The organism is Comamonas sp. JUb58 (genome assembly GCF_004364775.1).
Classification (GTDB): Bacteria; Pseudomonadota; Gammaproteobacteria; order Burkholderiales; family Burkholderiaceae_C; genus Comamonas.
In genome coordinates, this window is sequence record NZ_SOAL01000007.1 from 113,002 (window position 1) to 139,647 (window position 26,646).

Here is a 26,646-nt window from a genome sequence, read left to right on the forward strand (position 1 = left end):
CCACATTCCGAAAATAGACAAATAGTTGCAAATGTCGTTCATCCCAGCGATATGGCTGACGGGCCCCGCAACCACGTGCCACCGAGGTGATTTCCATGAGTTTTCTGCGTCTCCACAACGTCTCCAAACAGTACGGCCCCAACCGGGTGGTCAGCCAGTTCAACCTGGATGTGCAAAAGGGCGAGTTCGTCTCCTTGCTCGGCCCCTCGGGCTGCGGCAAGACCACAAGCTTGCAGATGATTGCCGGCTTTGTGGATGTGACCGAAGGCCGCATCGAGCTGGACGGCAAGGACATCACCCGCGCCAAGGCCAATGAGCGCGGCCTGGGCATCGTGTTCCAGACCTATGCGCTGTTCCCGCACATGACCGTGCGCGAGAACGTCGAGTTCGGCCTGGAGATGCGCAAGGTGGTGCAGCCCGAGCGCAGCGAGCGTGCCAGCGAAGCGCTGGCCCTGGTGCACCTGGGCCCCTATGCCGACCGCTACCCGCGCGAACTGTCAGGCGGCCAGCGCCAGCGCGTGGCCCTGGCCCGGGCGCTGGTCATCAAGCCACCGGTGCTGCTGCTCGATGAACCCCTGTCCAACCTGGATGCCAAGTTGCGCGAGGAGATGCAGTTCGAGCTGCGCGAGATCCAGCGCAAGGTGGGCACGACCACCATCATGGTGACCCATGACCAGAGCGAAGCCATGTCGATCAGCGACCGCGTGGTAGTGATGGAAGCCGGCCGCATCACCCAGGTGGACACGCCACACACGGTGTACGAGCACCCGCACAACGCCTTTATCTCCACCTTTGTCGGCAAGGCCAACCTGCTGCAGGCCACCGTGCATGCCCAGGGCGACCAGTGGCTGGCGCATGTGGGCGATGTGCAGATGGCGGTGCAGGATGTGCCGGCCGCAGCAGCCAGCCACGGCACGCGTTTGCTGCTGGGCCTGCGCCCCGAGAAAATCCAGCTGTCGGCCACGTCGGCTGGCCGCACCCAGGGTACCGTGCGCGAGCGCTTCTTCCTGGGCAACCTCTGGCTCTACACCGTGGAATGCCCGCTGGGCAGCATCACCGTGACGGCGGCCAATGATGGCGAGGCGCCCCACCAGGTGGGCAGCCAGGTGGGTATCGACTGGTCCGACCGCAATGTGCGCTTGATCGCCGGTGACGGGGTGGCCGCATGAGCGAGCGCCGCACCTGGGCCCCCTGGGCCATGAGCGCTCCGGCGCTGCTGCTGTTTGCGGTGATGCTGGCGGTGCCGCTGCTGCTGACCACCATCCTGTCCTTCAATGCCTACAACGTGGACACCGGTCCGGTCGCGGGCAGCTTCACGATCGAGCACTATGTGCACATCGTCACCGACAGCTACTACTACGAGATCTTCTGGCGCACCCTGTGGATCTCGGGCCTGGTCACCCTGATCTGCATCGCCATCGGTGCGCCCGAGGCCTACATCCTGAGCAAGATGCGCGCGCCCTGGCGCTCCATCTTCCTGCTGATCATCCTGGCGCCGCTGCTGATTTCGGTGGTGGTGCGGGCCTTTGGCTGGAGCATGCTGCTGGGCCCCGAAGGCCTGATCAACGACATCTTCCGCCTGGTGGGCATCGGCCCGGTCAAGCTGCTCTACAACGAGACGGCCATCGTCATCGCGCTGGTGCATGTGATGCTGCCCTTCATGGTGATCCCCGTCTGGACCTCGCTGCAAAAGCTCGATCCTTCGGTCGAGAGCGCCTCGCTGTCGCTGGGTGCCTCGCACTTCACCACCTTGCGCCGCGTGGTGTTTCCGCAGGTGCTGCCCGGCATTCTCTCGGGCAGCCTGATCGTGTTTGGCCTTGCTGCCAGCTCGTTTGCGATTCCCGGCCTGCTGGGCGGGCGCCGGGTCAAGATGGTTGCCACGCTGATCTATGACGAGTACCTGCACGAGCTGAACTGGCCGCTGGGCGCTGCCATCGCCTTTGTGCTGCTGGCCGCCAACCTGGTGATCATGCTGGGCTGGAACCGCATGGTTGAAGGCCGCTACAAGAAGACCCTGGGCTGAGAGGCGAGGTAACTGACATGCAAAAAAACGGACCCATTGCCCTCATCTTCAACGCGCTGGTCATCATCTTCATGCTGGCGCCGCTGGTCATCGTCTGCCTGGTGGCCTTCACCCCGGCCGAGACCTTGACCCTGCCGACCACCAGCTTCTCGCTGCGCTGGTTCGAGCAGGTGCTGCACCATGCCGATTTTGTCCAGTCGTTCTGGAACAGCCTGGGCCTGGCGGTGGCGGCTGCCTCCATCTCGACCGCGCTGGCCGTGCCTGCCGCCATTGCGCTGGTGCGCTATGAGATCCCCGGCCGTGGCGCGCTGCAGGCGCTGTTCCTGTCGCCGCTGATCATTCCTCACCTGGTGCTGGGCGTGGCCATGCTGCGCATGTTCTCGCTGGTGGGTGGCCAGGGCAGCTTTGGCTGGTTGATCTTTGCCCATGCGCTGGTGGTGATGCCCTACACCATGCGCCTGGTGATGGCCGCGCTGATCGGCTTTGACCGCAGCGCCGAGCAGGCCGCCTACTCGCTGGGCGCCAGCAATGCCAAGGTGTTCAAGCGCATCACCTTGCCGATGATCCTGCCCGGCATCACCGGCGGCTGGCTGCTGGCCTTCATCAACAGCTTTGACGAGCTGACCATGTCGATCTTTGTGGTCTCGCCCAGCACGGTGACCTTGCCGGTGCGCATGTACATGTATGCCACCGAGTCGCTGGACCCGATGATGGCAGCGGTGTCGGCGCTGATCGTGTTCATCACCCTGGGGCTGATGCTCTTGCTCGACAAGGTCTATGGCCTGGACCGCATCCTGATCGGCAAGCACTGATGGCACACGCAATCCCTCTTTTGCCGGCCGGCCAGCTGCAGCGCCTCAAAGAGCAGGGCCGCCCGCCGCTGCAGTTTGTGCTCAACGGCCAGCCGGCCCAGGCGCTGCAGGGCGACACGGTGCTGACCGCGGTGCTGACCCAGTCGGCCCAGCTGCGCAGCCACGAGTTTGCCCATAGCCCCCGCGCCGGCTTTTGCATGATGGGCGCCTGCCAGGACTGCTGGGTCACTCTGGGCGGCGAGCAGGCCGGCCGCAAGCTGCGCGCCTGCTCCACCTTGCTGCAGCCGGGCATGCAGATCTGTACCAGTGCAGAGGCCGTGGCCGCTGCCAATGCCACCCAGGTGCAACCATGATCGGCAGCGATTTCTACCTGGACGACCCCCGGCCCGCCGATGGCCCGCCCGTCATCGTGGGCGCCGGGCCTGCCGGCATCCGCGCCGCGCAAACCCTGCTGGCCCATGGCCTGCGTCCGGTCATCATTGACGAGGCACCTAAGGCCGGTGGCCAGATCTACCGCCGTCAGCCCGATGGCTTCAGCCGCACGCCCAAGGACCTGTATGGCTTTGAGGCCGGCCGCGCCAGCGACCTGCACCAGACCTTTGACCGCCTGCGCCCGCAGCTGGACTACCGGCCCGAGACCCTGGTCTGGAACGCCCAGGGCCATAGCCTGGACCTGCTGCACACGGCGCAGCGCACGGCAGACAGCCTGCGCTGGCGCGATCTGATCGTCGCCACCGGTGCTACCGACCGGGTGCTGCCTTTGCCGGGCTGGACCCTGCCCGGTGTCTACACCCTGGGCGGCGCCCAGGTGGCCCTCAAGTACCAGGGCTGTGCGATTGGCGACGCGGTGGTATTTGCCGGCACCGGCCCCTTGCTCTACCTGGTGGCTTACCAATATGCCAAGGCCGGTGGCCGGGTGTTGGCGGTGCTGGACACGGCACCGGCCGTGCAGCGCTACAAGGCTGCACCGGCCATGCTGGCCCAGCCAGCGGTCACCGCCAAGGGAGTGTACTTTTTGAGTTGGCTGATGTTCCACGATGTGCCGGTGCACCACGGCGTGCAGCTGCTGCGCGCCGAAGGCGTCGACCGCGTGCAGGCCCTGGTGTGGAAGGATGCACAGGGCGCCGAGCAGCGCACCGCCTGCAGCGCCATCGGCCTGGGCTATGCGCTGCGGCCCGAAACGCAGCTGGCCGACCTGCTGGGCTGCGAGTTCGCCTTTGCACCGCTGCACCGCTGCTATGTGCCGCAGATCGATGCCGACCGGCGCAGCAGCGTGCCCGGTGTCTACCTGGCAGGCGATGGCGCCGGCATCATGGGCGCCGATGCGGCCGAGATGTCCGGCGAGCTGGCGGCACTGGCTTTGCTGCAAGACCGGGGCATCCAGACCGATGCCGCGCGCCAGGCCAAGCTGCGCCAGCAGTTGGACAAGACGCAGCAGTTCCGCCAGGCGCTGGAGGTGGCGTTTCCCTTTCCCGAGGACTGGGCGGCGCGTGCACCCGATGAGCTGGTGGTCTGCCGCTGCGAAAACATCACAGCTGGCGAGCTGCGCGCCACTGCCGCGACCCAGCCCCAGGGCGATATCAACCGCATCAAGGCGCTGTGCCGGGTGGGCATGGGCCGTTGCCAGGGCCGCATGTGCGGTGTGGCCGCGACCGAGATCCTGGCTGATACCTTGCAGGTGCCGGTGGCGCAGATAGGCCGCATCCGGGGCCAGGCGCCCATCAAGCCCCTGCCGCTGGACATGACCGTGCTGCCGCAGGACCAGGAGGCCTCCCATGGTTAAGCAACTGGCCACCGAAGTAGTGGTGATCGGCGGCGGCATCATGGGCGCCAGCACGGCGCTGTTCCTGCGCAAGCGTGGCATCCAGGTGGTGGTGTTGGAGCGCGATCTCTGCGGCTCCCGCTCCAGCGGCGTCAACTTTGGCGGCGTGCGCCGCCAGGGCCGTTCCTTGGCGATGCTGCCGCTGTCGCAGCGCGCTCACCAGCATTGGGGGCGGCTGACCGAGCTGATCGGCACCGAGGCCGAGTATGAGCGCTCGGGCCACTTCAAGATCGCCCGCTCGGAGGCGGACATGGAGTCTCTGGTGCGCTATGCCGAGAAGACGCGCGACTGCGGCCTGGACCTGCAGCTGCTCGATGGCGCGGAGCTGCACAAGCGCTTCCCAATAGGCGGTGCCCAGGTGGTGGGCGGCTCCTTCTGCCCCGATGATGGCCAGGCCAATCCGCGCCTGCTGTCGCCGGCCTTTGCCACGGCGGCTGCGCGAGCGGGTGCCCAGGTGTTTGAGCACACGCCGGTACTGGAAGTGGCACACAATGGCCAGCGCTTTGTGGTGCGCACGCCCGAGATGGAGATCCGCGCGAATGTGGTGGTCAACGCCGCAGGCGCCTGGGCCGGCCAGTTTGCCGAGCAGTGCGGTGAGCCGGTGCCCATGCGCATCCGGCCGCCGGCTATGGGCGTGACCGAGCCCTTGCCCTTCTTTTTGCACTGGAGCCTGGGCGTGGAGGGCGGCGGCATTTACTGCCGCCAGGTGCGCCGGGGCAATGTGGTGTTTGGTGGCGGCCCTGGCCTGGTGCTGGACGACACCCGTGCCCGCAACCGCCACACCACCGTCTGGGCGCAGTTGCCGCAGCTGGTGGAGCTGCTGCCCCAGTTGAAGAACGCCCAGCTGATCCGCACCTGGAGCGGCAACGAAGGCGCCTTGCCCGACCACGAACCCATCATCAGCGAAAGCAGCCGCCAGGCCGGCCTCTACCATGCCTTTGGTTTTGCCGGCGGTGGCTTCCAGCTCGGGCCGGGCGTGGGCGATGTGATGGCCGAGCTGATCGCCCAGGGCCGCAGCAGCACGCCGATTGATGCTTTCCGTATAGACCGATTTACCGACCCCGCATGTTCAACCTGAAAGGAATCCACATGTCTTCTTGGACGACGACCCTCAAAACCCCTGTGCGCGCCATCGCCCTGATGGCCTCTGTGGTGGCTGCGGCCAGCGCGGTGCAGGCGCAGACCAAAACCATTTATATCGGCATGAATGGCGGCAACATGGAGCGCACCTACTCGCAGTTCGTGTTCCCCGCGTTCGAGAAGGCCAACAACGTCAAGGTGGTGGTGGTGCCGGGCACCTCGACCGACATCCTGGCCAAGGCCCAGGCCTCCAAGGACAAGGCCCAGATGCAGGTCATGACCCTGGATGACGGCGTGATGTACCGCGCCATCAGCATGGGCCTGTGTGAAAAGCTCAAGCCCGCTGCCGGCTACAGCGAGATTCCGGACATCGCCAAGATCAAGGACAGCGCGATCGGCCTGTCGATGGGCCTGACCGGCCTGGCCTACAACACCAAGATGTTTGCGGAAAAGGGCTGGGCCGCGCCCACCTCTTGGAACGACCTGGCCGACCCCAAGCTCAAGGGCAAGGTGGTTGTGCAGTCGATGCCGGCATCGTCCTTTGGCCTGCATGCCTTCCTGATGTTCAACCGCTTGAAGGGCGGCAACGAGAAGAATGTGGACCCGGCCTTCAAGGCCTGGCCGACGACGATTGGCCCGAACGTGGTGGAGTACATCCCCAATTCGTCCAAGGTGGTGGAGATGATGCAGGCCGGTGATGCGGCCATCTTCCCCTACACCCTGACGCAGGCCGAGCTGATGAAGTCCAAGGGCATCCCCATGGAATATGTGGCGCCCAAGGAAGGCGCTGTCGTGCTGATGACCGCCATGTGCGTGCTCAACAACAACCCCGAGTCCGATCTGGCGCAAAAGCTGGTGGAGTACCTGGTGAGCCCAGAAGCCCAGGCGCTGGCGATGGAAAACGGCAGCTACAACCCCGTGAACCCCAAGACCAAGCTGCAAGGCAAGCCCGCCGAAGAGCAGAACAAGATGAATGCCATCTTGAAGAACGCCGTGGCGGTGGATTGGGATGTGGTCAATGCCGACCGCCCCGAGTGGAACAAGCGTTGGAACCGCACGGTGGAGCGCTGATCACTGGCAGGTGCCTGGCGGCATAGCGCCAAGCATCTGGTGGGACCGATAGCAAAACTGCCAACGCATGCCCTTCACCGGGTCGGCGTTGGCAGCTTTTTATTTTGCGCCCTGGCCCAGTTGCTGGCCGTTGACGGTCTGGCCGTAGAGCGAGAAATCGCTGTCGTGGAAGCGCTTGCGCGTGTCTGCAATATTGCCGGTAAAGCGCGGGTCCTGCGGGCGCTCGTGGCTGTTGATGTAGGTCGCCACATCCCAGGCATCCTGGTCGCTGAGCGTATTGCCCTTGCCCAGCGGCATATTGGCCTTGATAAAGCCGGTGGCCTTGTCCACCTCATGCATGCCGGCGCCCCAGTTGTAGGACTGCTTGCCCCAAAGGGGCGGGAAGACCTGCACATCGCCGCTGCGCTGGCCCTGGCCGTCATCGCCATGGCAGAGCGCGCACTGGGCGTTGAACACCTTCTGGCCGCGCGCATAGTCGGGCACCTGGGCGGGTTTAGCCACCTTGGGGTAGCTGGCGCCGGGCAGCTTCTCTCCGACCGGTGCGCCCTTGGCCATCCAGTAGGCATAGGCCTCCAGTGCTACCAGCACCTCATCGCCATGGGGTGGTGCCTTGCCGTTCATGCTGTACATGAAGCAGCCGCGTAGCCGCTCGGAGAAGGTGTCCACGCTCTTGGTCTTGCTGCGGTAGGCGGGGTATTGCGTGTAGGCACCCCAGAGTGGTGCGGAGTGGGCGGCACGCCCTGCATCCAGGTGGCAGTTGACGCAGTTGAGCGTATTGCCGACAAAGGCCTTGGCCTGTGTGCTAGTGTGCAGAAAGATCTGCTCGCCCCGGCGGATCACATCGCCCATCGGGCCTTCGGGAATCGCATCGGCAGCGGGTGGGGCAAAGGCGGCAGTGCTGGCTGCAGCAGGCGCTTTGGCTGCGCTGGTGGCGGGCGTGGCAGCTGCTGGGGCTGGTTGGGCTGTATCCGCTGCAGCAGTAGCGGATACGGGGTTGAGGCTGGCGGGTGCTGTTGCTGGTTTTTGTGCGGTCTGGGCGGGCGCTGCAGCGGGCCGCTCGCTGGCCAGCTCGCCCATGCTCTTGTTCACCTGCATGCCAAAGCTGATGGCGGCCATCAGCACGATGGCGACGACGACCACCACAAAGATTTTGAGGTACTGCCACTCGCTGTGCTGGACGCGGGCCTGCTCCTCGGGCGTTTCGACATGGTTGGGGCGCTGGTAATCCATGCTGTTCTCCGCTCAAGGCTTGGCGGCGCCCGAGGCGCCGGCGTAGTACTGGGCGATGGCGTTGACATCATCGCTGCTGAGCTTTTTGGCAATGCCTTCCATCAGGCCCAGCGGCCCGGGCGGGCGGCTGCCTTTTTTCCAGGCATCGATCTGCTCTTGCATATAGCTGGCGCTGAGCTTGGCAATGGCGGGAAAATGCTCTCCCACCCCCGCCCCACCCGGCCCGTGGCAGCTGGCGCAGGCGGGTATGCCGTCTTGCATGCGGCCCCGCTCCACCAGCCAGGCGCCTTTGTCTTTGGCATCGGCCTGGCCCGAAGTGGCGGCAATGCCCGATGGCAGGCTGGCAAAGTAAGCGGCAACATCGGCGCGCTGCTGCGGCGTCAAACCCTTGGCAATGGGCGCCATGATGGGGTTGCCACGCGAGCCATCGGCAAAGGCATCCAGCTGGCTAGTCAGATAGCTGGCGCCCTGGCCGGCCAGTGGCGGGAAGGCGGCCATGCCCTGGCCTTTGGCGCCATGGCAACTGGCGCAGGAGGCCACGGTGGGAGGCAAGCCGTTGTTGGCGATCTGCTCGCCTTGCTGGGGGTTGGCAGTTTGGGCCTGGGCTGCGGCGCAGAGCAGCAGCGCCCAAGACCAGGCAGCGCCAAGCCGGCGCAAAGGGCGTGTGTGGGGGTGTCTCATCGTGTTATGGCTGTAGTTTGGCCCCATGGTAGGCAGGGAATGCCTGGGGCGGTGTCGGCCAATGTCGATGGTGTTGCCCACCTTGCGCGCATGAAAAAAGCCGCTGGCGAGCGGCTTTTCTGGGGGCGGGTAGTGGCTGAGCTTAGATATTCAGCATCAGCTTGAGGTTTTGCACCGCAGCGCCGCTGGCGCCCTTGCCCAGGTTGTCCAGGCGGGCGATGACCACGGCCTGGCGCAGCTGCTCGTTGCCGAACACGCGGATTTCCAGCTTGTTGGTGCCTGCCAGGGTATCGGCGGCCAGCTTGTTGTCGTCGGTGGGCGGCAGCACTTGCACCCATTGTTCGTCCTGGTTGGTCTTGGCGTAGTGGGCGGCCAGGGCGTTGTGCAGGTCGCTCAGCAGTGGCTTGCCGGGGAGCTCATCCAGGTGCAGCGGCAGCTGCACCAGCATGCCCTGGGCAAAATTGCCGACGGCGGGGATGAAGACCGGGCGACGGGTCAGGCCGGTGTACTTCAGGATTTCGGGGATGTGCTTGTGGGTCAGGCCCAGTGCATAGGCCTCATAAGGCGCGGCACCGCCGGCCTCGTAGGCTTCCATCATCTGGCGGCCGCCACCGGAGTAGCCGGACACCGACGGCAGTGCCAGCGCGGCATCGGCGGGGACCAGGCCGGCATCGATCAGCGGGCGCAGGATGGCGATGGCGCCAGTGGCATAGCAGCCGGGGTTGGAGACACGCTTGGCTGCTTGCACGGCGGCTTTCTGGCCGGCGCTCAGCTCGGGGAAGCCATAGACCCATTGGTCGTTGACGCGGTGGGCGGTGGAGGCATCGATGATGCGAATAGTGCGGCCGGTTTCCTGCTCGATGGCATCGACCATGGCCGTGGTGTCCTTGGCGGCATCGTCGTGCAGGCAGAGGATGACCAGATCCACGCCAGCGATCAGCGCGCGCTTGGCCTCCGGGTCCTTGCGCAGTTCGGGCGCAATGCTTACCAACTCAATGCCGGGCATATCCACCAGGCGTTCGCGAATTTGCAAACCGGTGGTGCCAGCTTCGCCGTCGATAAACACTTTTGCCATTGCCATCACTCCTGCTGTGCGTTGGCGCCTGCTGGGCAGCGGGCGCGTGGGTTCGGGAAAGTGCTTATTGTCATACAAAGCGGCGCGATGCGTGCAGGAGGATGGCAAATTTGCAGTCCGGTCTGACAAGGGCTTGCGCGATGCGCCGGATAGGCCGCTTTTGGACCTGCGATAGCCGGGTGCTGGCCCAAAGCGCAGTGCGCACTAGCGCAAAAATGTGTCAGCACTGGGCGGTTGTGCCAAAAATCCTGCACTGCTCGGGTATTTATCGACATCTTTTGAGCCCGCTGCCGACAGGCATTGAGCGCTTCGGCTGACAGACCCGCTGCACGGAGATGACTGCCCAACATGGCTGGTTAGCTATACAAATAATAGCTATATGCATTCCGGGGACCGCCAAACCCCGGACGGCGGTTGGGACTCCTGCGGGCGCTGCCTCGCATGGCGCAGTGCAGCATGGTAAATTCGCGGACTGCCAGGCCTTCTGCCTTGTTTGCGAATTCTTTGTTCTGCGCGCTCGGCCGCCGGGTTTTTTCCCATTTTGTTTTACTGAGAGACATCATGAAAATTCATGAATACCAAGGCAAGGAAATCTTGCGTCAGTTCGGCGTGCCCGTTCCGCGCGGTATCCCCGCCTTCACTGTGCAAGAAGCAGTGGAAGCAGCACAGAAGCTGGGCGGCCCCGTGTGGGTGGTGAAGGCCCAGATTCACGCAGGTGGCCGCGGTAAGGGCGGTGGCGTGAAGGTTGCCAAGACCATCGACGACGTGAAGGCGCTGTCCGAGCAAATCCTCGGCATGCAACTGGTGACCCACCAAACCGGCCCTGAAGGCCAGAAGGTGCGCCGCCTGTACATCGAAGACGGTGCGGACATCCAGCAAGAATACTACCTGTCTGCCGTGACCGACCGTGGCACGCAGAAGGTGGCCTTTATCGCTTCGAGCGAAGGCGGCATGGACATCGAGGAAGTTGCGCACAGCACGCCTGAAAAGATCATCACCGTGCTGGTCGACCCCATTGCTGGCTTCACGCAAGCCAATGGCGACGAGCTGGCCAAGGGCATCGGCATGCCTGCTGATTCGGTGGCCCAGTTCATCGACATCTGCCAAAAGCTGTACAAGTGCTACATGGACACGGACGCATCGCTGGTTGAAATCAACCCGCTGAACCGTGACTCCAAGGGCAACGTGATTGCACTGGACGCCAAGTTCAACTTCGACCCCAACGCGCTGTTCCGTCATCCAGAACTGGTGGCCTTCCGCGATCTGGACGAAGAAGATCCTGCTGAAGTGGAAGCTTCGAAGTTCGACCTGGCCTACATCAGCCTGGACGGCAACATCGGCTGCCTGGTGAACGGCGCTGGCCTGGCCATGGCCACCATGGACACCATCAAGCTGTTCGGCGGCGAGCCTGCCAACTTCCTGGACGTGGGCGGCGGTGCCACCCCCGAGAAGGTCACCGAAGCCTTCAAGATCATGCTCAAGAACCCCAAGGTCAAGGGCATTCTGGTCAACATCTTCGGCGGCATCATGAAGTGCGACACCATCGCTACCGGCGTGATCACCGCTTGCAAGGCGGTGAACCTGAGCGTGCCACTGGTCGTTCGCATGAAGGGTACCAACGAAGAGCTGGGCAAGAAGATGCTGGCCGAATCGGGCCTGCCCATCATCTCGGCCGACACCATGGCCGAAGCCGCCACCAAGATCGTTGCCGCAGTGAAGTAAGCCCTGGAGAACACACATGTCTATCTATATCAATAAAGACACCAAAGTCATTACCCAAGGCATCACGGGCAAGACCGGCCAGTTCCACACTGAAAAGTGCCAGGAATACGCGAACGGCAAGAACTGCTTCGTCGCTGGCGTGAACCCCAAGAAGGCTGGCGAAAAGATTTTCGACATCCCAATCTACGGTTCGGTCAAGGACGCTGCCAAGGACACCGGTGCTACCGTGTCCGTGATCTATGTGCCACCTGCAGGCGCTGCTGCTGCCATCTGGGAAGCGGTGGAAGCCGATCTGGACCTGGCCATCTGCATCACTGAAGGCATCCCAGTGCGCGACATGCTGGAAGTGCGCAACAAGATGAAGGCCAAGGAAGCGGCTGGCGGCAAGAAGACCTTGCTGCTGGGCCCTAACTGCCCCGGTCTGATCACCCCCGGTGAAATCAAGATCGGCATCATGCCCGGTCACATCCACAAGCCAGGCCGTATCGGCGTGGTGAGCCGTTCCGGCACCCTGACCTATGAAGCTGTGGCACAGCTGACCGAACTGGGCATTGGCCAGTCTTCGGCTGTCGGTATCGGTGGTGACCCCATCAACGGTCTGAAGCACATCGACGTGATGAAGGCGTTCAACGACGACCCGAACACCGACGCTGTGATCATGATCGGCGAAATCGGCGGTCCAGACGAAGCGGAAGCCGCTCTCTGGTGCAAGGCCAACATGAAGAAGCCTGTGGTGGGCTTCATCGCTGGTGTGACTGCCCCTCCCGGCAAGCGCATGGGCCACGCTGGCGCGCTGATCTCCGGCGGCGCCGACACGGCAGATGCCAAGCTGGCCATCATGGAAGAGTGCGGTTTCACCATCACCCGCAACCCATCCGAAATGGGCCGCCTGCTGCAAGGCCTGCTGAAGTAAGCAAAATTACGCATGCCAGGGGCTGCCTGCCCCGCTAAACTGCGTACTCCATAAAAAGAAGACGCCAGATCGTTCAGGTCTGGCGTCTTTATTCATAAAACGGAGCGCAATATGGATTACGTCAATCATCCCGACTTCTGGATCGGGCTGGTCAAGATCATCTGGATCAACATCATTCTCTCGGGCGACAACGCCGTTGTCATTGCGCTTGCAGCGCGCTCCCTGCCCCCTGAACAACAAAGAAAAGCCATCATGTTCGGCTCCGGCGCCGCCGTGGTGCTGCGTATCTTGCTGACCGTGGTTGCGGCCAAGCTGCTGGAGCTGTCCTTCCTGCAGATCGTCGGCGGTTGCCTGCTGCTGTGGATCGGCCTGCAATTGCTCACCAGCCACGACGAAGAAGAAGGCGCTGGCAAGGGCACCGGCACGATGATGGCCGCCATCCGCACCATCCTGATCGCCGACCTGGTGATGAGCCTGGATAACGTGATTGCCGTGGCGGCTGCTGCCGGCGGCAATATGCTGCTGCTGATCCTGGGCCTGGCGATTTCGATCCCGCTGGTGGTCTTTGGCTCCACCTTGATGATCAAGCTGATGGAACGCTTCCCGGTCATCGTGATCCTGGGCGCCGGCCTCATCGGCTGGGTCGGTGGCGAGACCATCATGAACGACAAGCTGCTGCACGGCTTTGTCGCAGCCAACCCTTCCTTGCACTACCTGGCAGCCGCTGCGGGCGCCGCCCTGGTGGTGGGCCTGGGGCTGTGGCTGCAAAAGCGCAATACAGCGCCTGCGCACTGACCGGCTGACTCCCTTATCCAAGCATAAAGCGCCTTCGGGCGCTTTTTGCATTTCTGCGCTGGACTGTATCGATTCACTAGGCCAAAAGATGGAAAAAATGCCTTGTCGCTGTTATTGCATTGATAAGAGTCAGTAATGGTCAGAAATCAAGGGTAAACCCGTAACCAAAATACGGGAGGACCCAACACATCGTGATCCTTTGTTAACAGCGCATCCAAAGCATCATTTGTTTAGCCTATGTGCCTATAATCGTGTCGAGGTTATCAATATGCCAAGATTCATAGTTTCGTTAGATGGGGTGGTGATCCAGGACTACGTGCTGACCGAGTCCAGGGCCACCCTGGGGCGCCGTTCCACCAATGACATCGTGCTGACCGATATGGCGGTCAGCGGCGAGCATGTGGCGTTCAGCTATGAGAAGAAGATCGGCATCGTCGTCGTTGAAGACCTGGGCAGCACCAATGGCACCAAGGTCAACGGCCTCAAGGTGCGCCGCCAGGTGCTGCAAAGCGGCGACCTGCTGGACATCGGCAAATGCCGCATTCGCTTTCTGATGAACTCGCTGGTGCCCGAGAGCCACTACATGCATGCCAGCGAAGCCGGCAGCCTAACGGCCAAGCCCGCGCATGCGGACCACAGCGAAGAAAGCCATACGCTGCCTGCAGACTTCCCTTCAATTGAAGATCAGCCCTACACCCCCAGCGCCTACCTGCGCGCCGTCAGCGGTGCGAGCGAAGACATCATCCTGTCCAAAGTCGTCACTACTGTGGGCCGCCCTGGTATCGCCGTGGCTGCGTTGACCAAGCGCGGCAAGGGCTATGTCGCCACCAAGGTCGATGGTTCGGCTGATGTAGTGCTCAACGGCCAGGCGCTGAATGGCGTGGCGTTGTCGATGCACAAGGGGGATCGGATTGAGCTGGCGGGGATGGCTTATGAGTTTTGGGGGTAGGCACCCAGCACTGCGCCATGCATGCACGGACCAGACGCAGCGGCACCTTCGGGTGCTGTTTTTGTTTCATTGACCCCATCGACGGGGTCTGTAGGTGGCTGAAGGTGACAAAAATGGCAAGATCACAAGTTTGCTGACATTTATGAACGTCTTCAACAATAAGTTAACAAAACACCGCATTTTTGTCAGCGCAGGCCGCGCCCTGCAGGCGCCCAGAAGTTGGCACAGCACTTGCTGTTTACACCACACGCCAAGTCAGTTCGACAAGGCTACCTAATCACTGGTTACATAGAGAGGATTCAACATGCTGCGTACTATGCAAAAGGGTTTCACCCTGATCGAACTGATGATCGTTGTGGCGATTATCGGTATTTTGGCTGCTATCGCTCTGCCTGCTTACCAAGACTACACGGCTCGTTCGCAGATGTCTGAAGCCATGACTTTGGCTAGCGGTCAAAAGGGTGCAGTGTCCGAATACTGGGCTAACAATGGTGCTTTCCCGGCTAGTAATGCAGCAGCTGGTATTGCTAATGCGACCGATATTAAGGGAAAGTATGTGAATAAGGTCGAGCTGGGTAACGCAACCGGAATTATTGAGGCGACAATGCAGTCTACTGGCGTCGCCTCTGGCATCGCTGGCAAGACTTTGCGTCTGAGCCCTATTACCAATGCCGGGTCTATGGATTGGAAGTGCAAGATGGGCGCCACCCCCGCCGCAGGTAAATATTACCCTACTGCTTGCCGTAACTAATATCTAATAAGCCTGCTGTAGCAGTCTAAATTCTTTGCCCGCTTTAAGCGGGCAATTTTATTTTGTATAAGAATTAATGCGGTTCGTGTTTGCAAAAGGAGTGCCGCACACGTGTATTTGAAAAAAAACTTACTTAGTGCATTGCTTATTTTGGTATTGCTACTGTGCTTGGTCGTCTATTGGCCTGGCCTAGCCGGAGGTTTTCTTTTTGATGATGATCCTAATCTTTCCCCTCTGGGTGCACAGGGTGGAATTATAGATTGGGGTAGCTTTCGCAGCTTTGTGTTCAATGGTTTTTCAGGGCCGCTGGGGCGGCCCATTGCTTTAGGTAGTTTTGTCTTGGACGGCCAGAATTGGCCCACAGCAGCCAGGCCTTTTAAGCTAACGAATCTGTGGATCCATATCTTGACAGGTGTTGCTCTTGGATGGGCAACACTTAATCTGCTTCGTGTATGGGGTGTTGAAGAAGGAAAATCTCGATGGGGCGCGCTGCTGAATATGGCCATGTGGCTGCTGCATCCCTATATGGTATCGACTACATTGTACGTGGTGCAGCGTATGGCGCAACTGGCGGCCATGTTTATGTTCGCTGGCTTGGCAGGCTATTTGCATGGGCGAATAGTGCTAGCGCAAGGCAGGGTGAAGACAGGCTATCTCTGGATGTCAGGGTCTTTAATCCTTGGTACGCTCTTGGCCGCATTCAGTAAAGAAAATGGGTTGCTTTTACCGCTGTTGGTAGTCACCGTTGAATTTTGTCAACCAAGACTGGATAGTTCCCTAGCCTTCAAAAGAGTCAGTTTAATATGGCAAGTTTGTTTTCTCTGGTTGCCGTCTCTCGCCGTGTGTGGCGCTCTGCTTCGAGAAATAAATTTTGATCCTAATGCATGGCCTACTCGTTTGTTTAATCAACAACAGCGTCTTTTGACAGAGCCGCGCATTATTTGGGAATACCTCTACCATCTCTATGTTCCGCGGATTGAAGGGCGCGGTCTGTTTCAGGATGGTTATGTAATTTCCACCGGCTGGTTGCACCCAGCTAGCACTTGGGTCAGTGTGGTGGCACTGCTCGTGGTGATTACGGGTGCCATTTGGGTTAGGCACAAGCGGCCATGCGGGCCTTACATTGCTTTGGCTGTATTATTTTTCTTTGCTGCACATTTGATGGAGTCCAGCGTTATAGGGCTGGAGCTTTATTTTGAACACAGAAATTATGTTGCAGCAGCATTTTTGTTCCTACCGCTGGCTATGGCGTTGTTATGGTTGGTACAAACCAAAAGTCGTGCTGCAGGAGGCGCGGCCATCGCAATGGTGCTTGTCTTACTGACCGGCATGACGTGGGAACGTGCGAAATTGTGGAGCAACACAGAGGCTCTGCAAGATTACTGGGCGGTTGCCACTCCCAATTCACCACGTGCACAGCATCACTTGGCGATGCGTCTGCTCCAGCGCGGTGAGGTGTCTGAGGCTGTCGCGTTTCTCGATAAGAGCATGGCCCAATTGCCAAATAGTTCCTTGTTGTCGATCCAATGGTTGCTTACACGGGTGCAAACTGGCTTGGCAACCGAGGCTGACTTTAAGCGTATCCGACAGCTACTGCCTCGGCAGAGCTTTGACGCACAGGCTGTACTGGGGATGCGTGTAATGGCGGAATATCTCAGTGACTCGGGTAGCATGGTTTACAAGGAGAATGCCTTGGCAGTGTTGGACGATATGGGTTCCATGCCACGCTATCAGCATGTGTCCGTGTTTCAGCGTTTGCTGCCCTACTTGCGGGGCATGCTGCTGCTGGGGCTGGGAAAGATCGACGAGGCTACCGAGCAGTTCGAGCTGGCCATACAGCTCTATGGCGATACTGAAGCTGCGCTGTCCATGATGTCTGCCGTGGCAAATGCGGGGTACCCGCAGCACGGCCTGCGGCTGTTGCAGTCAGCCAAAGAGGTCTATCAGCGCCAGACGGGTCAAGTGCTGAAGCGACCACGAGCCGTCTATGATATGGAGTTCCAGCGGCTAGAAGCCATGCTGCGTGAAGACATCGGTGCCTAGAAACAGGACCATGTTAAGGGAGGAGTTAGAAATCAATGAACTTATCTATCGTATTACCGGCAAAAAATGAGTCTGCGGCTATTGGAAATACGGTCAGAGGGATCGTCAATCTCTACCCGGAAGCTGAAGTCATTGTGGTCAATGATGGCTCTACAGATAGTACTGCAGAGGTAGCAATGGCTGCTGGAGCAAAGGTGGTGCAGCACATATACAGCAAAGGCAATGGAGCCTCTATCAAGACTGGCGCGCGCGCTGCTACTGGTCAAATAATTGTCTTTCTGGATGCAGATGGGCAGCACAACCCAGCCGATATTGAATATCTTCTGCAAAAAATTGGAGAAGGCTACGATATGGTTGTGGGTGCCCGGCAGAAAGGCTCGCAAGCTAGTTTGGGGCGAGGGATTGCAAATAGTGCCTACAACCGTCTCGCTAGTTGGATGACCGGACACAAAGTCGCAGATCTTACGTCAGGATTCAGAGCTGTGAAGGCTGAGAAATTCCGTGAGTTTCTGTACTTGCTGCCAAATGGATTTTCTTACCCTACTACAAGCACCATGGCATTTTTTCGGGCGGGCTATTCGGTTGCCTATGTTCCGATTCATGCCGCCAAGCGAATAGGAAAAAGCCATATCAATGTATTGCGCGACGGGGCAAGATTTTTTCTGATTATTTTTAAAATAGGAACTTTGTTTTCTCCATTAAAAATATTTGCGCCTGTGGCTTTAGCTATGTTCGTGCTCGCGTCGACATGGTACGGGTGGACATGGTGGAGCTATGGTCGTTTCACTAATATGAGTGCATTGCTATACACAGGAAGTGTAATGGTGTTTTTGATGGGGCTGATCTCAGAGCAGATTACAGCACTCATGTACAAAGGTATGGATAAGTAGGGCTACGGTATGCAGGTAGAAGCTCGTATTTTGGTGACGGTGGGTACCAAGGCTCAATTCATTAAAATGGCCCCAGTGCTCAAAGCCTTTGATCAAGCAGGAGTAGTCTATGATTTGGTTTACACAGGGCAGCACAGTGAGACCTTTAGTTTGCTGGAGCGTACATTCGGTGTCCGAACACCTGATCAAGTCCTAGTCCCTAATATCGAAGTTACGACCAAACAAGGAATGCTGAGCTGGAGCATAAAGTTTTGGCGTGCTGTATGGTCATCTATCTCTGCCGGTCTTTGGAGAAAATACCAATATGGGCTGGTGCACGGCGATACTATTTCCGCAATTTACTGCGCGATTGCCATGCGTCTATCGGGTATGTCGGTTGTTCATATTGAAGCAGGGCTGCGTTCAAAAAGCTTATTTGATCCCTTCCCAGAAGAAATCATCCGGCGATTGATCTCGAAAATTGCATCGGTTCATTTTGCACCGGACAATCTGTCGGTTGCGAACATGAAGAATGCTCGAGGAGACGTTATTCACACCCATGGAAACACCATGAGGGATGCCCTCAGAATGGCATTGGGGGAAAAGGCAGATGGAGACATTGAATGTGGGCAGGGGAAGTATGCTTTGGTTTCCATGCATCGAAATGAAAATCTATCCAATGCAAAAGCCTTTGATTCCCTTATGAAGATGGTGATTGAAACTGCGCAGACCAGTCAAGTTAAATTTGTACTGCACCCGGCTACTCGCTCACGCTTGGAGAAATCGAAATGGTTGCCTCTGTTGAAGAAAAATCTAAATATCGAATTGCTTCAACGTATGGATTATCCAGATTTCGTTGAGCTGATAATGGGTTGCAGCTTCTTGATGACAGATGGAGGTAGCAATCAAGAGGAAGCAGCAATGCTCGGTGTGCCTACTATAATTTTACGAAAAAATACGGAGCGTATGGATGGGATTGGTGATAATGTAGTTCTTTCTGATTTGAGTTCAGAAGCGGTGGGGGAATTTGTTCAAAAGCATTGCGGGAAAAAATGGACAATACGAGCTATTGAGAAAAGTTCACCTTCCATCGTGATTTCCCAGTGGTTGGCCAAACGCGTTAACTAAAGCCATAAGTTACGGTGTTGATGAAATTGCTCTGATTTTTGGCTCTATCCGTTTTATCAGAGCTTCCCAGTCATCAATCTGTATGGTTGTCAAATGTTTATTTTTTCCATAAAAATCCAATCTCCGAGAAATTGCCAAATCTAGCGATTTCGCATCTCCAGCAGGAAATAAAGCTTCTGGTACTTCGGAAAAAAGACTAGCCATTTCGCCTACATCAGAAACTACTACATCCAGATTACAGGCCAGCATCTCATAGGCCTTTTGTGGAAAACAATAGCGACCGAATGGTGTATCTGGAATAGAGATAATGCCAATATCGAGCGCTCGAAATAAATCGGGAACTTTTACATGATCTAGCATGCCTAGATAATGAACCCGCGCTCCCGATGGGGGGGGGAGGGATGGGTTGAAAGGACCAGCTAAGACAAGATGCAATTGTGGGTAGCGAATGCTAAGCGTTTGCCATGCAGCATAAAGTGGTTCTATGCCTTTATCCGAAGTTAAACCCCCTGCGGTACCAATTAACTTGGCATCTAGAGGCAGCCCTAGCATCGAACGCGCATGTTCTTTCTGGCCTGGATGAAACAGCTGCAAGTTGACACTGCTTGGCATGGAAACAACAGCACCGCGAGCTGCATAATCAGTTAAAACTTTTTCCCGTAAAGGCTCGCTTGTTGTGATTACCAGATTTGCCTTTTGCGTGGTCCTACGTAAGGCTCGCACGAAACCGGGAATCTTCGCTTGACCAAACCCTTCAAAGTTGTCGTACAGATCAATAACATAAGGGACCTGAAGACGTCTTGCGAGCCAGCCAGTCATGGCCACATGCGGTATATCAGAGGCGCCTATAATGACATCAGGTCTATATGTCTGCAGCTCTCGCAATAGCCTACTGGGGTAAGCAAGCATTGCTAGCGTGGCCGCAATATTCCGTCCTATAGGGTAGGAGGACCATGACAATCTACCAGGCGCCGCATCATGTTGCCATACATGGTCAACTGTATGGTCTGTAGAGGAGGTAGATACAGCATGATAGTCAAGACAAAAAGCTTGTACCTCATGCCCGATCTTTGCAAGCTGATATGGAATCTCGTAGAGGCGCGCATAACGGTCGAGAATGACGTCTTTGCTCATATAGCGTCGTTTACATAAAAAGACGATTCTCATTTTTACTAATGAAATTGATGTCAGTCTGAGCGCCAAATTCGACGTTAGGTGCGACGGATTGTGCTAAGTGAGTCCAAAATCTTTTGAGCAGAGGCAAGTGCTGCACCTATTACCTGATCCATGTTGTAGTAGCGATACTCAGCGAGCCGACCGACAAAAGTTACTTTGGACTCCTTCTCCGCCAGTTCGCAATAGCGCTTGAAAAGCGCTTCGTTGGTATCGCTAGGAATGGGGTAGTAGGGATCACCTTCGGCTTCGGGATACTCCCGCACAATAGACGTTCCCGTGTGCTCTTGTCCCGTCAAGTGCTTGAACTCCGTGATGCGCGTGTAGGCATGGTCATTCGGGTAATTGACTGTGCCCGCCTGTTGGAACTGCTGTACATCAGCCAAGTGCTGGTGTTCAAAGCGTAAAGAACGGTAGGGCAATGGGCCATAGCAGTGCTTGAAGTAAGCATCAATAGGGCCGGTATAGACAATGTGATCGTATCGACCCAAGTCTGTCAGTTCCGAAAAATCAATACCTAACTGAACATTGATGTTGGGATGGTCGAGCATTCGCTCAAACATCTTTGTATAGCCGTGCAAGGGCATGGCCTGGAAGGTGTCCGTGAAATAACGGTCATCCGTATTGGTGCGCACAGGAATGCGCGCCGCTACCCCTGCTTTGAGTTGAGATGGATCTAGACCCCATTGCTTACGTGTGTAGTGAAGGAAGAACTTTTCGTACAGATCACGTCCGACGCTGTTTAGTACAACATCTTCACTAGTGCAGATTGGGTGTCGAGGCTCCCTCACGCTTTCGAAAAAAGCCGACGCACCAGTCTCGTCTAAGTCCAGCCCGTACAACTGGTTGAGCGTATCTCGGTTGATTGGAAAAGGGTAGTGTCGTCCTGCTACCACGCCCAGAACGCGATGTTCATATGAACGCCATTCCGTAAAGCGAGAGAGGAATTGGCACACCTTGTCGCTGTTAGTATGAAAAATATGTGGGCCATAACGGTGAATGAGAACGCCGTTAGCATCGACCTCGTCATAAGCATTGCCTGCAATATGAGGGCGTTTATCGATCAGATGAACCATGTGTCCGGCATCGGCCAGCCCGCGCGCAATGGTGCTGCCGGCGAAGCCGGCGCCGGTGATGAGAGATATCTTGTTCATCTAATTCTCCAAAAATCGTGACGTTTGCCTTTAATACCACTTATTCCATCAATAAAGCCTGCAATAAATGCATGGACTTGTGCTAACTTGCGAGGCTCTTTTAGAAGCACCGCAATCAAGCGAATGAATGATCCTGGAATAGTTTGAGTGAAGAGCTTCATGCCGTAATAGGTGCGTGCAATTAACAAGCGATTGCGAGTGTCGTAATATCGCTTCCAAGGTGGAAGTGACAAAAATACTATCTCATGCCCTAATATTTTGAAAATAGTTGGATATGATTTGGGGTGTTCAATTCGGCTTTTTCCGGAAATGAAAATCGCTGCACCAGCATTTTGAGCGCGAATGCAATATTCGACATCGTCGGCTGCAATAAAAAAACCAGCATCTGGTAAGCCAATGCGGTTCACTAAGTCACGGTGAATCAGAAAACCTAAAAATGGAAGAGATCGCACTTTGGCATATGTTGGCACCTCATCAGCTCTGCTGATCTGCCCTAGTGGCGGGTCAAGCAAGTCTGTCAGCCATGACGTATCACTGCTATTTACAGCTAGTGATCCATAAATATTGTGCGGGTTATCTACCGTGCACATTAACTCTTCCAATGCATTCGGATGTGGTTTGGCATCATCATCCATCATCCAGATCCATTCGGATCCATTGTTGATGGCATGTTTGAGCCCTGCAGCGAAGCCGCCTGCGCCACCGGTATTTTCACCCAGCGCGAGCAACTCTCCATTGGGAAGGTTTGCTGGCAGCCATTTTCTCACCCATTCCAGAGTGCCATCAGTAGAGAAGTTATCAACGACAATCACGTGATTAATGGGGCATGTTTGCTCTGTTAGTGCTAATAGACACTTTTCTAAAAGTTTTTGACGATTGTAGCTAACAACAACAGTAGTGATTTTCAATGCGGGCATGGCATTTTTCAATAATATTTGGGGCGGATTAGTTTTTTTAACTTGTAGCCAAATAAGTATTTGAGAGCTGGAATTCTAGCAGGGTGCGCTTTGTGAGTGATATGGCCGTAACGCAAAACGAAAAAAAACATAGATAGAGAGAAATAGCTATTCAGCCAAGTTTTCCATATTTTTAACGCATTGATTGTAAAATCTTGATGCTTCCCTGGTATTGCCGCTAGCGCGGTAAACGTATTTTTATCTTTGACAATACCCTCTGCTTTAGCGCCATGGGTGTTTTTTCTAAATCGAAATGTTGCTGAAGATTGGTGCTGCCTCCAATCAACCAAAATCTCATCTATATAGTTAATGCCATTCCGATTTGCTGCGAGAAATGCGATTAACCAATCAATGTAAGATGCGGTACTAAGATTTTCAGTGATCTGAAGCAGATTGCTCCGGAAAATCATGGCGTGACCAGAGATCGAAGTGCAGAATATCAAATTTCTAGGATCTTTGCCTGAAACCATTTTCGATACTGTGTCAGAGTACTTTTTTCCTAAAGGGGTATTGGTATCGTCGATAAACCTGTTGTTGCAATAAGCCAGATCGGCATCACCAATGGATTCTACAAGGCGCCGAGTTTTGTTTGAATGCCATATATCATCTTGATCGCTAGGCGAGATGAAGTCACCTTTGCACTGCATGAAGACGCGGATGAAGTTTCCAACATAACCACGATTGACATCGCGGACTAGTAGGCGGATACGACTGTCTTTTGCAGCATAGGCTTGCAGAATACCCCATGTGCCGTCAGTAGAGCAATCATCAGATATCACAATTTCCAGATTTTGATAATCCTGTGCCAGCAATGAATCCATCTGCTGTTCTAGAAACCTTTCTCCATTATAAGTTGCTAATGCGATGGAGATGAGCGGGTGTTTTAGTATATCAATCATGTTTTTCGATCGGGTTGCTGGTGCTTGCGCAATAGTTTTCGATGCGGAAACATCATCCATTCGATAAGCAACGGGGGCATGCTTTTTAGAGGAAATCGCTTGAAGCTACTGTCGGGTGGGATACTGTCGGGGGATATGGCAAGTATTTGCTTTATTATTTTGTGCCAATAAATAGGTGCCTGTGGGAATTGAGTGTGTGCCATTTCCCAAAGTCTGTCTGTGAATGCTTTATTTATTTTCGGGGTAAGTTGTTCTGCTGTTTTAATATTGTTATATGCATGGAGCAATACTTCGGTTAATTTTTGATTAATGAGTAGGTAGTCTTGGCTTGTCGAGAGGCGTGGAGCATTGTGGTGAACCCACGCCCCTACAGGATGCTTGAAATGATGAACTCGAAGCTTGGCGCCCAAGCAAAATGGATTCAGTGCAAACTCCAAGTCATCACCTATTATTAAATTAGGATTCCAAGGGAATTTAACCCTTTTTTCTCGAAGCCACAAGAATGAATGCGATAGACTGAAAATATTAGGGTCAAGAATAGATTCAACGAAGTCAGATGAGTCTTTTGGGGCTTGCTGACGAAAAATCTGGTTGGATTCCGTCACCCAATTTATGCAGCCTTGGGAAACATCTGTACTATAGAGGTCTGCTTCCAGCAATTGATCGAGGGCTGCAGGCAAAAGATAGTCGTCATCATCCAAAAATCTGAGGTATTTTCCGCATGCACGGTGCATACCTGCATTGCGAGCAGTGCAGGCATTTGCTGTTTCAATAGGATGCCATGACACTCTTGGTTGCTTACGAAAAAATTCGGCCGCCTGTTTCCACTTCTCATCATATCCATTGGGGACGATGATGACTTCCACATCTTCGGATGGTGCCGATGCCAATGCCGATTGGACTGACCGAGTAAGCAGGTGTGCTCGGTTGTGGGTAGGAATTACTACCGATAGCAATGGGGTTGAGCTCATGGTTTATTAAAAATATTGAAGCGGTGCCATATCTTTTTTGCGGTAAATCACCGTATGCACCAATTTTGAGAAAGGTAAATAACCTACTTGCTCTAGGTAAATGGCGATTTCACTGTTGCTTAGCGAATAATATGTTTCCCCAAGCTGTTCAATTAGAATATGGTCAGGGCGATATTTGGTCCAATCATTTGATTGAAGCACTTTTAGATCCATGCCCTCGACATCTATGCTCATAAAGTCGATGTGCTGTTTATCGGGGCAGTGCGTATCCAATATTGCCTTTAGCGTATCGGCGCGTACTTTGACGGTTTTGATAAATCCAGAATTGTCAGATATATCTTTTTTGCGACGTTGGGCCGTATCTGGGTCAGCGCTGTTCAAGCCTGGTTCGCCAAAAATGTGAAATTCAAGTGTCTCGCGTTTATTGGAGACGCACATTTCCAAATTTATGTCGCGAGGTCGAACGGCATTGAAAAGTCTCATAACGCCAGGCTGCGCATCAATGTTGATTCCATTCCATCCCCGTTTGTAGAAGAAGAATGTGTTCGAAAATCGAGATGGATGATGGGCGCCTATATCAATATAGAAGCCTTTCATCTTTCCTGCCTCGATATTAATAATACGTTCCAATATTACGTCTTCGCCTTCTTGTGCGTAAATTGCATTTCTATATCGATTTATCTTATGAAGGATGTAGCGTATGGCAATAACGGTGCCCTCGGGGAGATACTTGGTTATTTTCATGGTATTTGATGATTTTTTTTATTCCATCAATTAATTAGAATTTGGGATTCCTGGACCCGGTTTCATTTATTATTCTAAATATTCCAGTACATGCGCGTAGCGAAGTTTCTCTGTGTGCAATCACTATTATTGTTCTGCTGCTTGAAAGAGTGCGCACAGTTTCATTTACCGCCTCTTCTGTTTTCGAATCCAATGCACTGGTCGCCTCGTCCATCAGTAATACGGGCGGATCACGATACAGCGCACGCGCAATGCCGATGCGCTGGCGTTGTCCTCCAGACAGGCGGATGCCGCGATCACCCACCAGCGTAGAGTACCCTTGGGGTAATTCATCCACCACAAAGTCATGGATCTGTGCGGAGCGGGCAGCTCGCTTGACTGCCTGCATGTCGATGTCATCTGGTGGTACGCCAAATGCAATATTGGCGGCTACGCTCGTATCGCTTAAGTAGATGTTTTGCGGCACATAGCCAATGGCACGCTGCCAGGAATGCACGTTGCTGACGTCTATCCGCTGACCATCCACACTCAGCATGCCCGCTTGCGGTTGAAGCAGACCCAGTAAAATATCCATGAGTGTGCTTTTACCGCTGCCGCTGGCTCCGGCAATGCCTAGGCTAGTATTGGCCGGAATTTTTAGATCAAAGTCATACAAAACGGGTTTTTGGGGAGTCGATGGGTAAGCGTAAAAGATACCGCTCAGGCGTATTTCGTGCTGCGGACGCAGCATTTCGCTGCTTTGCTGTGTGGGCTCGTCGGTCAGCTTTATGTCGTTGTGAATGATGTCCAGCGTAGCGTTGGAGTATTGCAGCTTGGCAAACCCCCGATACATGATTTGCGCTGCGGGTAATAGCCGATATGCAGCAAAGCCATACATTCCAAGTGCGGGCAAAACATGAGCCACGTCGTTGCTCTGCTGAAGTAGGATCAGTGCGATGATAATCAGCCCCGTATAGCCGGCGGCTTCCACGATGTAGAGCGGGGAAGCAGTAATGGTTTCAACCGACGCCATGTGGCGCGAAAATTCTCGCGAATGGCGTGAGTAAGTGCTCAGCCAGGCATCTGCAGTATGGGTGACCTTCACATCTTTTATGCTGGCCAGCGCCTCTGAACAACTTTTGTAGCGTCCCACATCTGCCTCCTGCCGTGCGTTCCCGGTTCGTCGAAGTCGGCCGCGCACCAGCAGATAGATAGTCCCATACAGCAACCCCACAGCTACAACAATGCCGGCGGCCATCCACGGGTCATAAGCCACGATCAGCGCGACCATCGCGAGCATGACAGTGCCATGTGCGATTAACTGTGCCAGAGGCTGCAGCAGGCTGAATGTGAGTTGGTCTGCCTCGGACAAGACGTTTTTGGACAGCTCGGCAGGATTCCGCATCAAAAAGAACTCGTATGGCTGGTGCAGGTAGCGCGACAGCAACCGCGCGCTAAGCGAGTGACGGAGCATGTAGATGAAGCGGTTGATAGTATGCAGCGTGACTGCCTTGAACAGTGACGATGCGATAACCAGCGCCATGGAAGTAAAGCCCAAGGCGATGATGAATGCGTTTGTGCTGGTAAAGCTAAAGTGCTGGTAGATTTTGCTTAGCCAGGCGTTCTCGTGAATTACGTCTGTGCGGGCCAGGACCGTTAAGAACGGCATGATTGAGATCACCCCTACCGTCTCAGCCAGGGCCATTAGTATGACAAGCATGAGCATCAGCACGGTTCTTCTCTGCTCACCTGGTGTGAACAGTGTCCAGATTTTCTGCAGTGTGTTATGCACGGCCGTTTACCTCT

Annotated in this window: 25 protein-coding genes; 15 read left to right on the plus strand and 10 right to left on the minus strand. The window is 55.9% G+C overall.

All coding sequences use genetic code 11. The features are described from left to right. Positions 1 to 95 precede the first annotated feature (95 nt). Genes EDF71_RS09230 through EDF71_RS09260 form a run of 7 tightly spaced genes read left to right on the plus strand, consistent with a single transcriptional unit; the run spans position 96 to position 6,808 of the window. Positions 96 to 1,169 carry an ABC transporter ATP-binding protein gene (locus EDF71_RS09230; RefSeq protein ID WP_133856287.1) on the plus strand — a complete coding sequence of 358 codons (1,074 nt, stop codon included), beginning with the start codon at positions 96 to 98 and terminating at the stop codon, positions 1,167 to 1,169. After that, a complete protein-coding gene (locus tag EDF71_RS09235; RefSeq protein WP_133856288.1) occupies positions 1,166 to 2,023 on the plus strand; it encodes an ABC transporter permease in 858 nt (285 codons plus the stop codon). The genes EDF71_RS09230 and EDF71_RS09235 overlap by 4 nt, the downstream gene beginning before the upstream one ends. 17 nt (positions 2,024 to 2,040) lie before the next feature. Beyond that, a complete protein-coding gene (locus tag EDF71_RS09240; protein WP_021026624.1) occupies positions 2,041 to 2,835 on the plus strand; it encodes an ABC transporter permease in 795 nt (264 codons plus the stop codon). Beyond that, positions 2,835 to 3,188 (plus strand): (2Fe-2S)-binding protein, encoded by a 354-nt coding sequence (locus EDF71_RS09245; RefSeq protein WP_133856289.1) that lies wholly within the window; start codon positions 2,835 to 2,837, stop codon positions 3,186 to 3,188. Before EDF71_RS09240 ends, EDF71_RS09245 begins: the two co-directional genes overlap by 1 nt. Next, positions 3,185 to 4,618, plus strand: a complete 1,434-nt coding sequence (locus tag EDF71_RS09250) for an FAD/NAD(P)-binding oxidoreductase (protein ID WP_133856290.1) — start codon at positions 3,185 to 3,187, stop codon at positions 4,616 to 4,618. Before EDF71_RS09245 ends, EDF71_RS09250 begins: the two co-directional genes overlap by 4 nt. Next, a complete protein-coding gene (locus EDF71_RS09255; RefSeq protein WP_133856291.1) occupies positions 4,611 to 5,735 on the plus strand; it encodes an FAD-binding oxidoreductase in 1,125 nt (374 codons plus the stop codon). Before EDF71_RS09250 ends, EDF71_RS09255 begins: the two co-directional genes overlap by 8 nt. Before the next feature lie 11 nt (positions 5,736 to 5,746). Continuing rightward, on the plus strand, positions 5,747 to 6,808 hold the full coding sequence (locus tag EDF71_RS09260; protein WP_133856292.1) for an ABC transporter substrate-binding protein: 1,062 nt from the start codon (positions 5,747 to 5,749) through the stop codon (positions 6,806 to 6,808). 99 nt (positions 6,809 to 6,907) lie between these two features. Here EDF71_RS09260 and EDF71_RS09265 read toward each other — a convergent pair whose 3' ends face one another. The 3 genes from EDF71_RS09265 to argC all read right to left on the minus strand — a co-directional run bounded on the left by EDF71_RS09265 (position 6,908) and on the right by argC (position 9,794). Continuing rightward, positions 6,908 to 8,038: a c-type cytochrome gene (locus tag EDF71_RS09265; protein WP_243854238.1), complete on the minus strand. Its 1,131-nt coding sequence runs from the start codon at positions 8,036 to 8,038 to the stop codon at positions 6,908 to 6,910. A gap of 12 nt (positions 8,039 to 8,050) precedes the next feature. Then, positions 8,051 to 8,719, minus strand: coding sequence for a c-type cytochrome (locus tag EDF71_RS09270; RefSeq protein WP_243854239.1), 669 nt, complete (start codon positions 8,717 to 8,719; stop codon positions 8,051 to 8,053). Positions 8,720 to 8,861: 142 nt separating this feature from the next. After that, entirely contained in the window at positions 8,862 to 9,794 is a 933-nt protein-coding gene (gene argC, locus EDF71_RS09275) for an N-acetyl-gamma-glutamyl-phosphate reductase (RefSeq protein ID WP_133856294.1), read from the minus strand. A gap of 561 nt (positions 9,795 to 10,355) precedes the next feature. On the opposite strand from argC, the gene sucC reads away from it, so the two are divergent. The 8 genes from sucC (at position 10,356) to EDF71_RS09315 (ending at position 18,964) form a co-directional block, all read left to right on the plus strand. Then, positions 10,356 to 11,516: an ADP-forming succinate--CoA ligase subunit beta gene (gene sucC, locus EDF71_RS09280; protein ID WP_133856295.1), complete on the plus strand. Its 1,161-nt coding sequence runs from the start codon at positions 10,356 to 10,358 to the stop codon at positions 11,514 to 11,516. 16 nt (positions 11,517 to 11,532) lie between these two features. Next, entirely contained in the window at positions 11,533 to 12,429 is an 897-nt protein-coding gene (sucD, locus tag EDF71_RS09285) for a succinate--CoA ligase subunit alpha (RefSeq protein ID WP_021026616.1), read from the plus strand. 111 nt (positions 12,430 to 12,540) lie between these two features. Next, on the plus strand, positions 12,541 to 13,224 hold the full coding sequence (locus EDF71_RS09290; RefSeq protein ID WP_021026615.1) for a TerC family protein: 684 nt from the start codon (positions 12,541 to 12,543) through the stop codon (positions 13,222 to 13,224). A gap of 268 nt (positions 13,225 to 13,492) precedes the next feature. Then, complete coding sequence (locus EDF71_RS09295; RefSeq protein ID WP_133856296.1) at positions 13,493 to 14,173, plus strand: FHA domain-containing protein; 681 nt, start codon at positions 13,493 to 13,495, stop codon at positions 14,171 to 14,173. A gap of 304 nt (positions 14,174 to 14,477) precedes the next feature. Further along, entirely contained in the window at positions 14,478 to 14,924 is a 447-nt protein-coding gene (locus EDF71_RS09300) for a pilin (RefSeq protein ID WP_208301016.1), read from the plus strand. Between the two features lie 111 nt (positions 14,925 to 15,035). Continuing rightward, a complete protein-coding gene (locus tag EDF71_RS09305) occupies positions 15,036 to 16,967 on the plus strand; it encodes a tetratricopeptide repeat protein (protein WP_133856297.1) in 1,932 nt (643 codons plus the stop codon). A 35-nt stretch (positions 16,968 to 17,002) separates the two neighbouring features. Further along, positions 17,003 to 17,857 carry a glycosyltransferase family 2 protein gene (locus tag EDF71_RS09310; protein WP_133856298.1) on the plus strand — a complete coding sequence of 285 codons (855 nt, stop codon included), beginning with the start codon at positions 17,003 to 17,005 and terminating at the stop codon, positions 17,855 to 17,857. Between the two features lie 9 nt (positions 17,858 to 17,866). Continuing rightward, complete coding sequence (locus tag EDF71_RS09315; protein WP_133856299.1) at positions 17,867 to 18,964, plus strand: UDP-N-acetylglucosamine 2-epimerase; 1,098 nt, start codon at positions 17,867 to 17,869, stop codon at positions 18,962 to 18,964. Positions 18,965 to 18,973: 9 nt separating this feature from the next. Here the strand turns inward: EDF71_RS09315 and EDF71_RS09320 are convergent, their stop codons facing one another. The 7 genes from EDF71_RS09320 to EDF71_RS09350 form a co-directional block, all read right to left on the minus strand. Further along, on the minus strand, positions 18,974 to 20,098 hold the full coding sequence (locus EDF71_RS09320; protein WP_208301017.1) for a glycosyltransferase family 4 protein: 1,125 nt from the start codon (positions 20,096 to 20,098) through the stop codon (positions 18,974 to 18,976). A 77-nt stretch (positions 20,099 to 20,175) separates the two neighbouring features. After that, positions 20,176 to 21,291 carry a UDP-galactopyranose mutase gene (gene glf, locus EDF71_RS09325; protein ID WP_133856301.1) on the minus strand — a complete coding sequence of 372 codons (1,116 nt, stop codon included), beginning with the start codon at positions 21,289 to 21,291 and terminating at the stop codon, positions 20,176 to 20,178. Next, the gene (locus EDF71_RS09330; protein ID WP_133856302.1) at positions 21,288 to 22,208 is read right to left on the minus strand and encodes a glycosyltransferase; all 921 of its coding nucleotides are present in this window, start codon (positions 22,206 to 22,208) and stop codon (positions 21,288 to 21,290) included. The genes glf and EDF71_RS09330 overlap by 4 nt, the downstream gene beginning before the upstream one ends. Positions 22,209 to 22,216: 8 nt before the next feature. Then, positions 22,217 to 23,206: a glycosyltransferase gene (locus EDF71_RS09335; protein WP_133856303.1), complete on the minus strand. Its 990-nt coding sequence runs from the start codon at positions 23,204 to 23,206 to the stop codon at positions 22,217 to 22,219. Beyond that, positions 23,143 to 24,117, minus strand: a complete 975-nt coding sequence (locus EDF71_RS09340; protein ID WP_133856304.1) for a glycosyltransferase family 2 protein — start codon at positions 24,115 to 24,117, stop codon at positions 23,143 to 23,145. Before EDF71_RS09340 ends, EDF71_RS09335 begins: the two co-directional genes overlap by 64 nt. Positions 24,118 to 24,123: 6 nt before the next feature. Continuing rightward, complete coding sequence (locus tag EDF71_RS09345; RefSeq protein WP_133856305.1) at positions 24,124 to 24,861, minus strand: FkbM family methyltransferase; 738 nt, start codon at positions 24,859 to 24,861, stop codon at positions 24,124 to 24,126. Between the two features lie 34 nt (positions 24,862 to 24,895). Next, positions 24,896 to 26,632: an ABC transporter ATP-binding protein gene (locus tag EDF71_RS09350; RefSeq protein ID WP_208301018.1), complete on the minus strand. Its 1,737-nt coding sequence runs from the start codon at positions 26,630 to 26,632 to the stop codon at positions 24,896 to 24,898. Positions 26,633 to 26,646 lie beyond the last annotated feature (14 nt).

What these genes read in the sequence shown, in the direction of transcription:
- EDF71_RS09230 (WP_133856287.1), top strand. Translation starts at nt 96, where the DNA reads ATGAGTTTTCTGCGTCTCCACAACGTCTCCAAACAGTACGGCCCCAAC.
- EDF71_RS09235 (WP_133856288.1), top strand. Translation starts at nt 1,166, where the DNA reads ATGAGCGAGCGCCGCACCTGGGCCCCCTGGGCCATGAGCGCTCCGGCG.
- EDF71_RS09240 (WP_021026624.1), top strand. Translation starts at nt 2,041, where the DNA reads ATGCAAAAAAACGGACCCATTGCCCTCATCTTCAACGCGCTGGTCATC.
- EDF71_RS09245 (WP_133856289.1), top strand. Translation starts at nt 2,835, where the DNA reads ATGGCACACGCAATCCCTCTTTTGCCGGCCGGCCAGCTGCAGCGCCTC.
- EDF71_RS09250 (WP_133856290.1), top strand. Translation starts at nt 3,185, where the DNA reads ATGATCGGCAGCGATTTCTACCTGGACGACCCCCGGCCCGCCGATGGC.
- EDF71_RS09255 (WP_133856291.1), top strand. Translation starts at nt 4,611, where the DNA reads ATGGTTAAGCAACTGGCCACCGAAGTAGTGGTGATCGGCGGCGGCATC.
- EDF71_RS09260 (WP_133856292.1), top strand. Translation starts at nt 5,747, where the DNA reads ATGTCTTCTTGGACGACGACCCTCAAAACCCCTGTGCGCGCCATCGCC.
- EDF71_RS09265 (WP_243854238.1), bottom strand. Translation starts at nt 8,038, where the DNA reads ATGGATTACCAGCGCCCCAACCATGTCGAAACGCCCGAGGAGCAGGCC.
- EDF71_RS09270 (WP_243854239.1), bottom strand. Translation starts at nt 8,719, where the DNA reads ATGAGACACCCCCACACACGCCCTTTGCGCCGGCTTGGCGCTGCCTGG.
- argC (WP_133856294.1), bottom strand. Translation starts at nt 9,794, where the DNA reads ATGGCAAAAGTGTTTATCGACGGCGAAGCTGGCACCACCGGTTTGCAA.
- sucC (WP_133856295.1), top strand. Translation starts at nt 10,356, where the DNA reads ATGAAAATTCATGAATACCAAGGCAAGGAAATCTTGCGTCAGTTCGGC.
- sucD (WP_021026616.1), top strand. Translation starts at nt 11,533, where the DNA reads ATGTCTATCTATATCAATAAAGACACCAAAGTCATTACCCAAGGCATC.
- EDF71_RS09290 (WP_021026615.1), top strand. Translation starts at nt 12,541, where the DNA reads ATGGATTACGTCAATCATCCCGACTTCTGGATCGGGCTGGTCAAGATC.
- EDF71_RS09295 (WP_133856296.1), top strand. Translation starts at nt 13,493, where the DNA reads ATGCCAAGATTCATAGTTTCGTTAGATGGGGTGGTGATCCAGGACTAC.
- EDF71_RS09300 (WP_208301016.1), top strand. Translation starts at nt 14,478, where the DNA reads ATGCTGCGTACTATGCAAAAGGGTTTCACCCTGATCGAACTGATGATC.
- EDF71_RS09310 (WP_133856298.1), top strand. Translation starts at nt 17,003, where the DNA reads ATGAACTTATCTATCGTATTACCGGCAAAAAATGAGTCTGCGGCTATT.
- EDF71_RS09315 (WP_133856299.1), top strand. Translation starts at nt 17,867, where the DNA reads ATGCAGGTAGAAGCTCGTATTTTGGTGACGGTGGGTACCAAGGCTCAA.
- EDF71_RS09320 (WP_208301017.1), bottom strand. Translation starts at nt 20,098, where the DNA reads ATGAGCAAAGACGTCATTCTCGACCGTTATGCGCGCCTCTACGAGATT.
- glf (WP_133856301.1), bottom strand. Translation starts at nt 21,291, where the DNA reads ATGAACAAGATATCTCTCATCACCGGCGCCGGCTTCGCCGGCAGCACC.
- EDF71_RS09330 (WP_133856302.1), bottom strand. Translation starts at nt 22,208, where the DNA reads ATGCCCGCATTGAAAATCACTACTGTTGTTGTTAGCTACAATCGTCAA.
- EDF71_RS09335 (WP_133856303.1), bottom strand. Translation starts at nt 23,206, where the DNA reads ATGGATGATGTTTCCGCATCGAAAACTATTGCGCAAGCACCAGCAACC.
- EDF71_RS09340 (WP_133856304.1), bottom strand. Translation starts at nt 24,117, where the DNA reads ATGAGCTCAACCCCATTGCTATCGGTAGTAATTCCTACCCACAACCGA.
- EDF71_RS09345 (WP_133856305.1), bottom strand. Translation starts at nt 24,861, where the DNA reads ATGAAAATAACCAAGTATCTCCCCGAGGGCACCGTTATTGCCATACGC.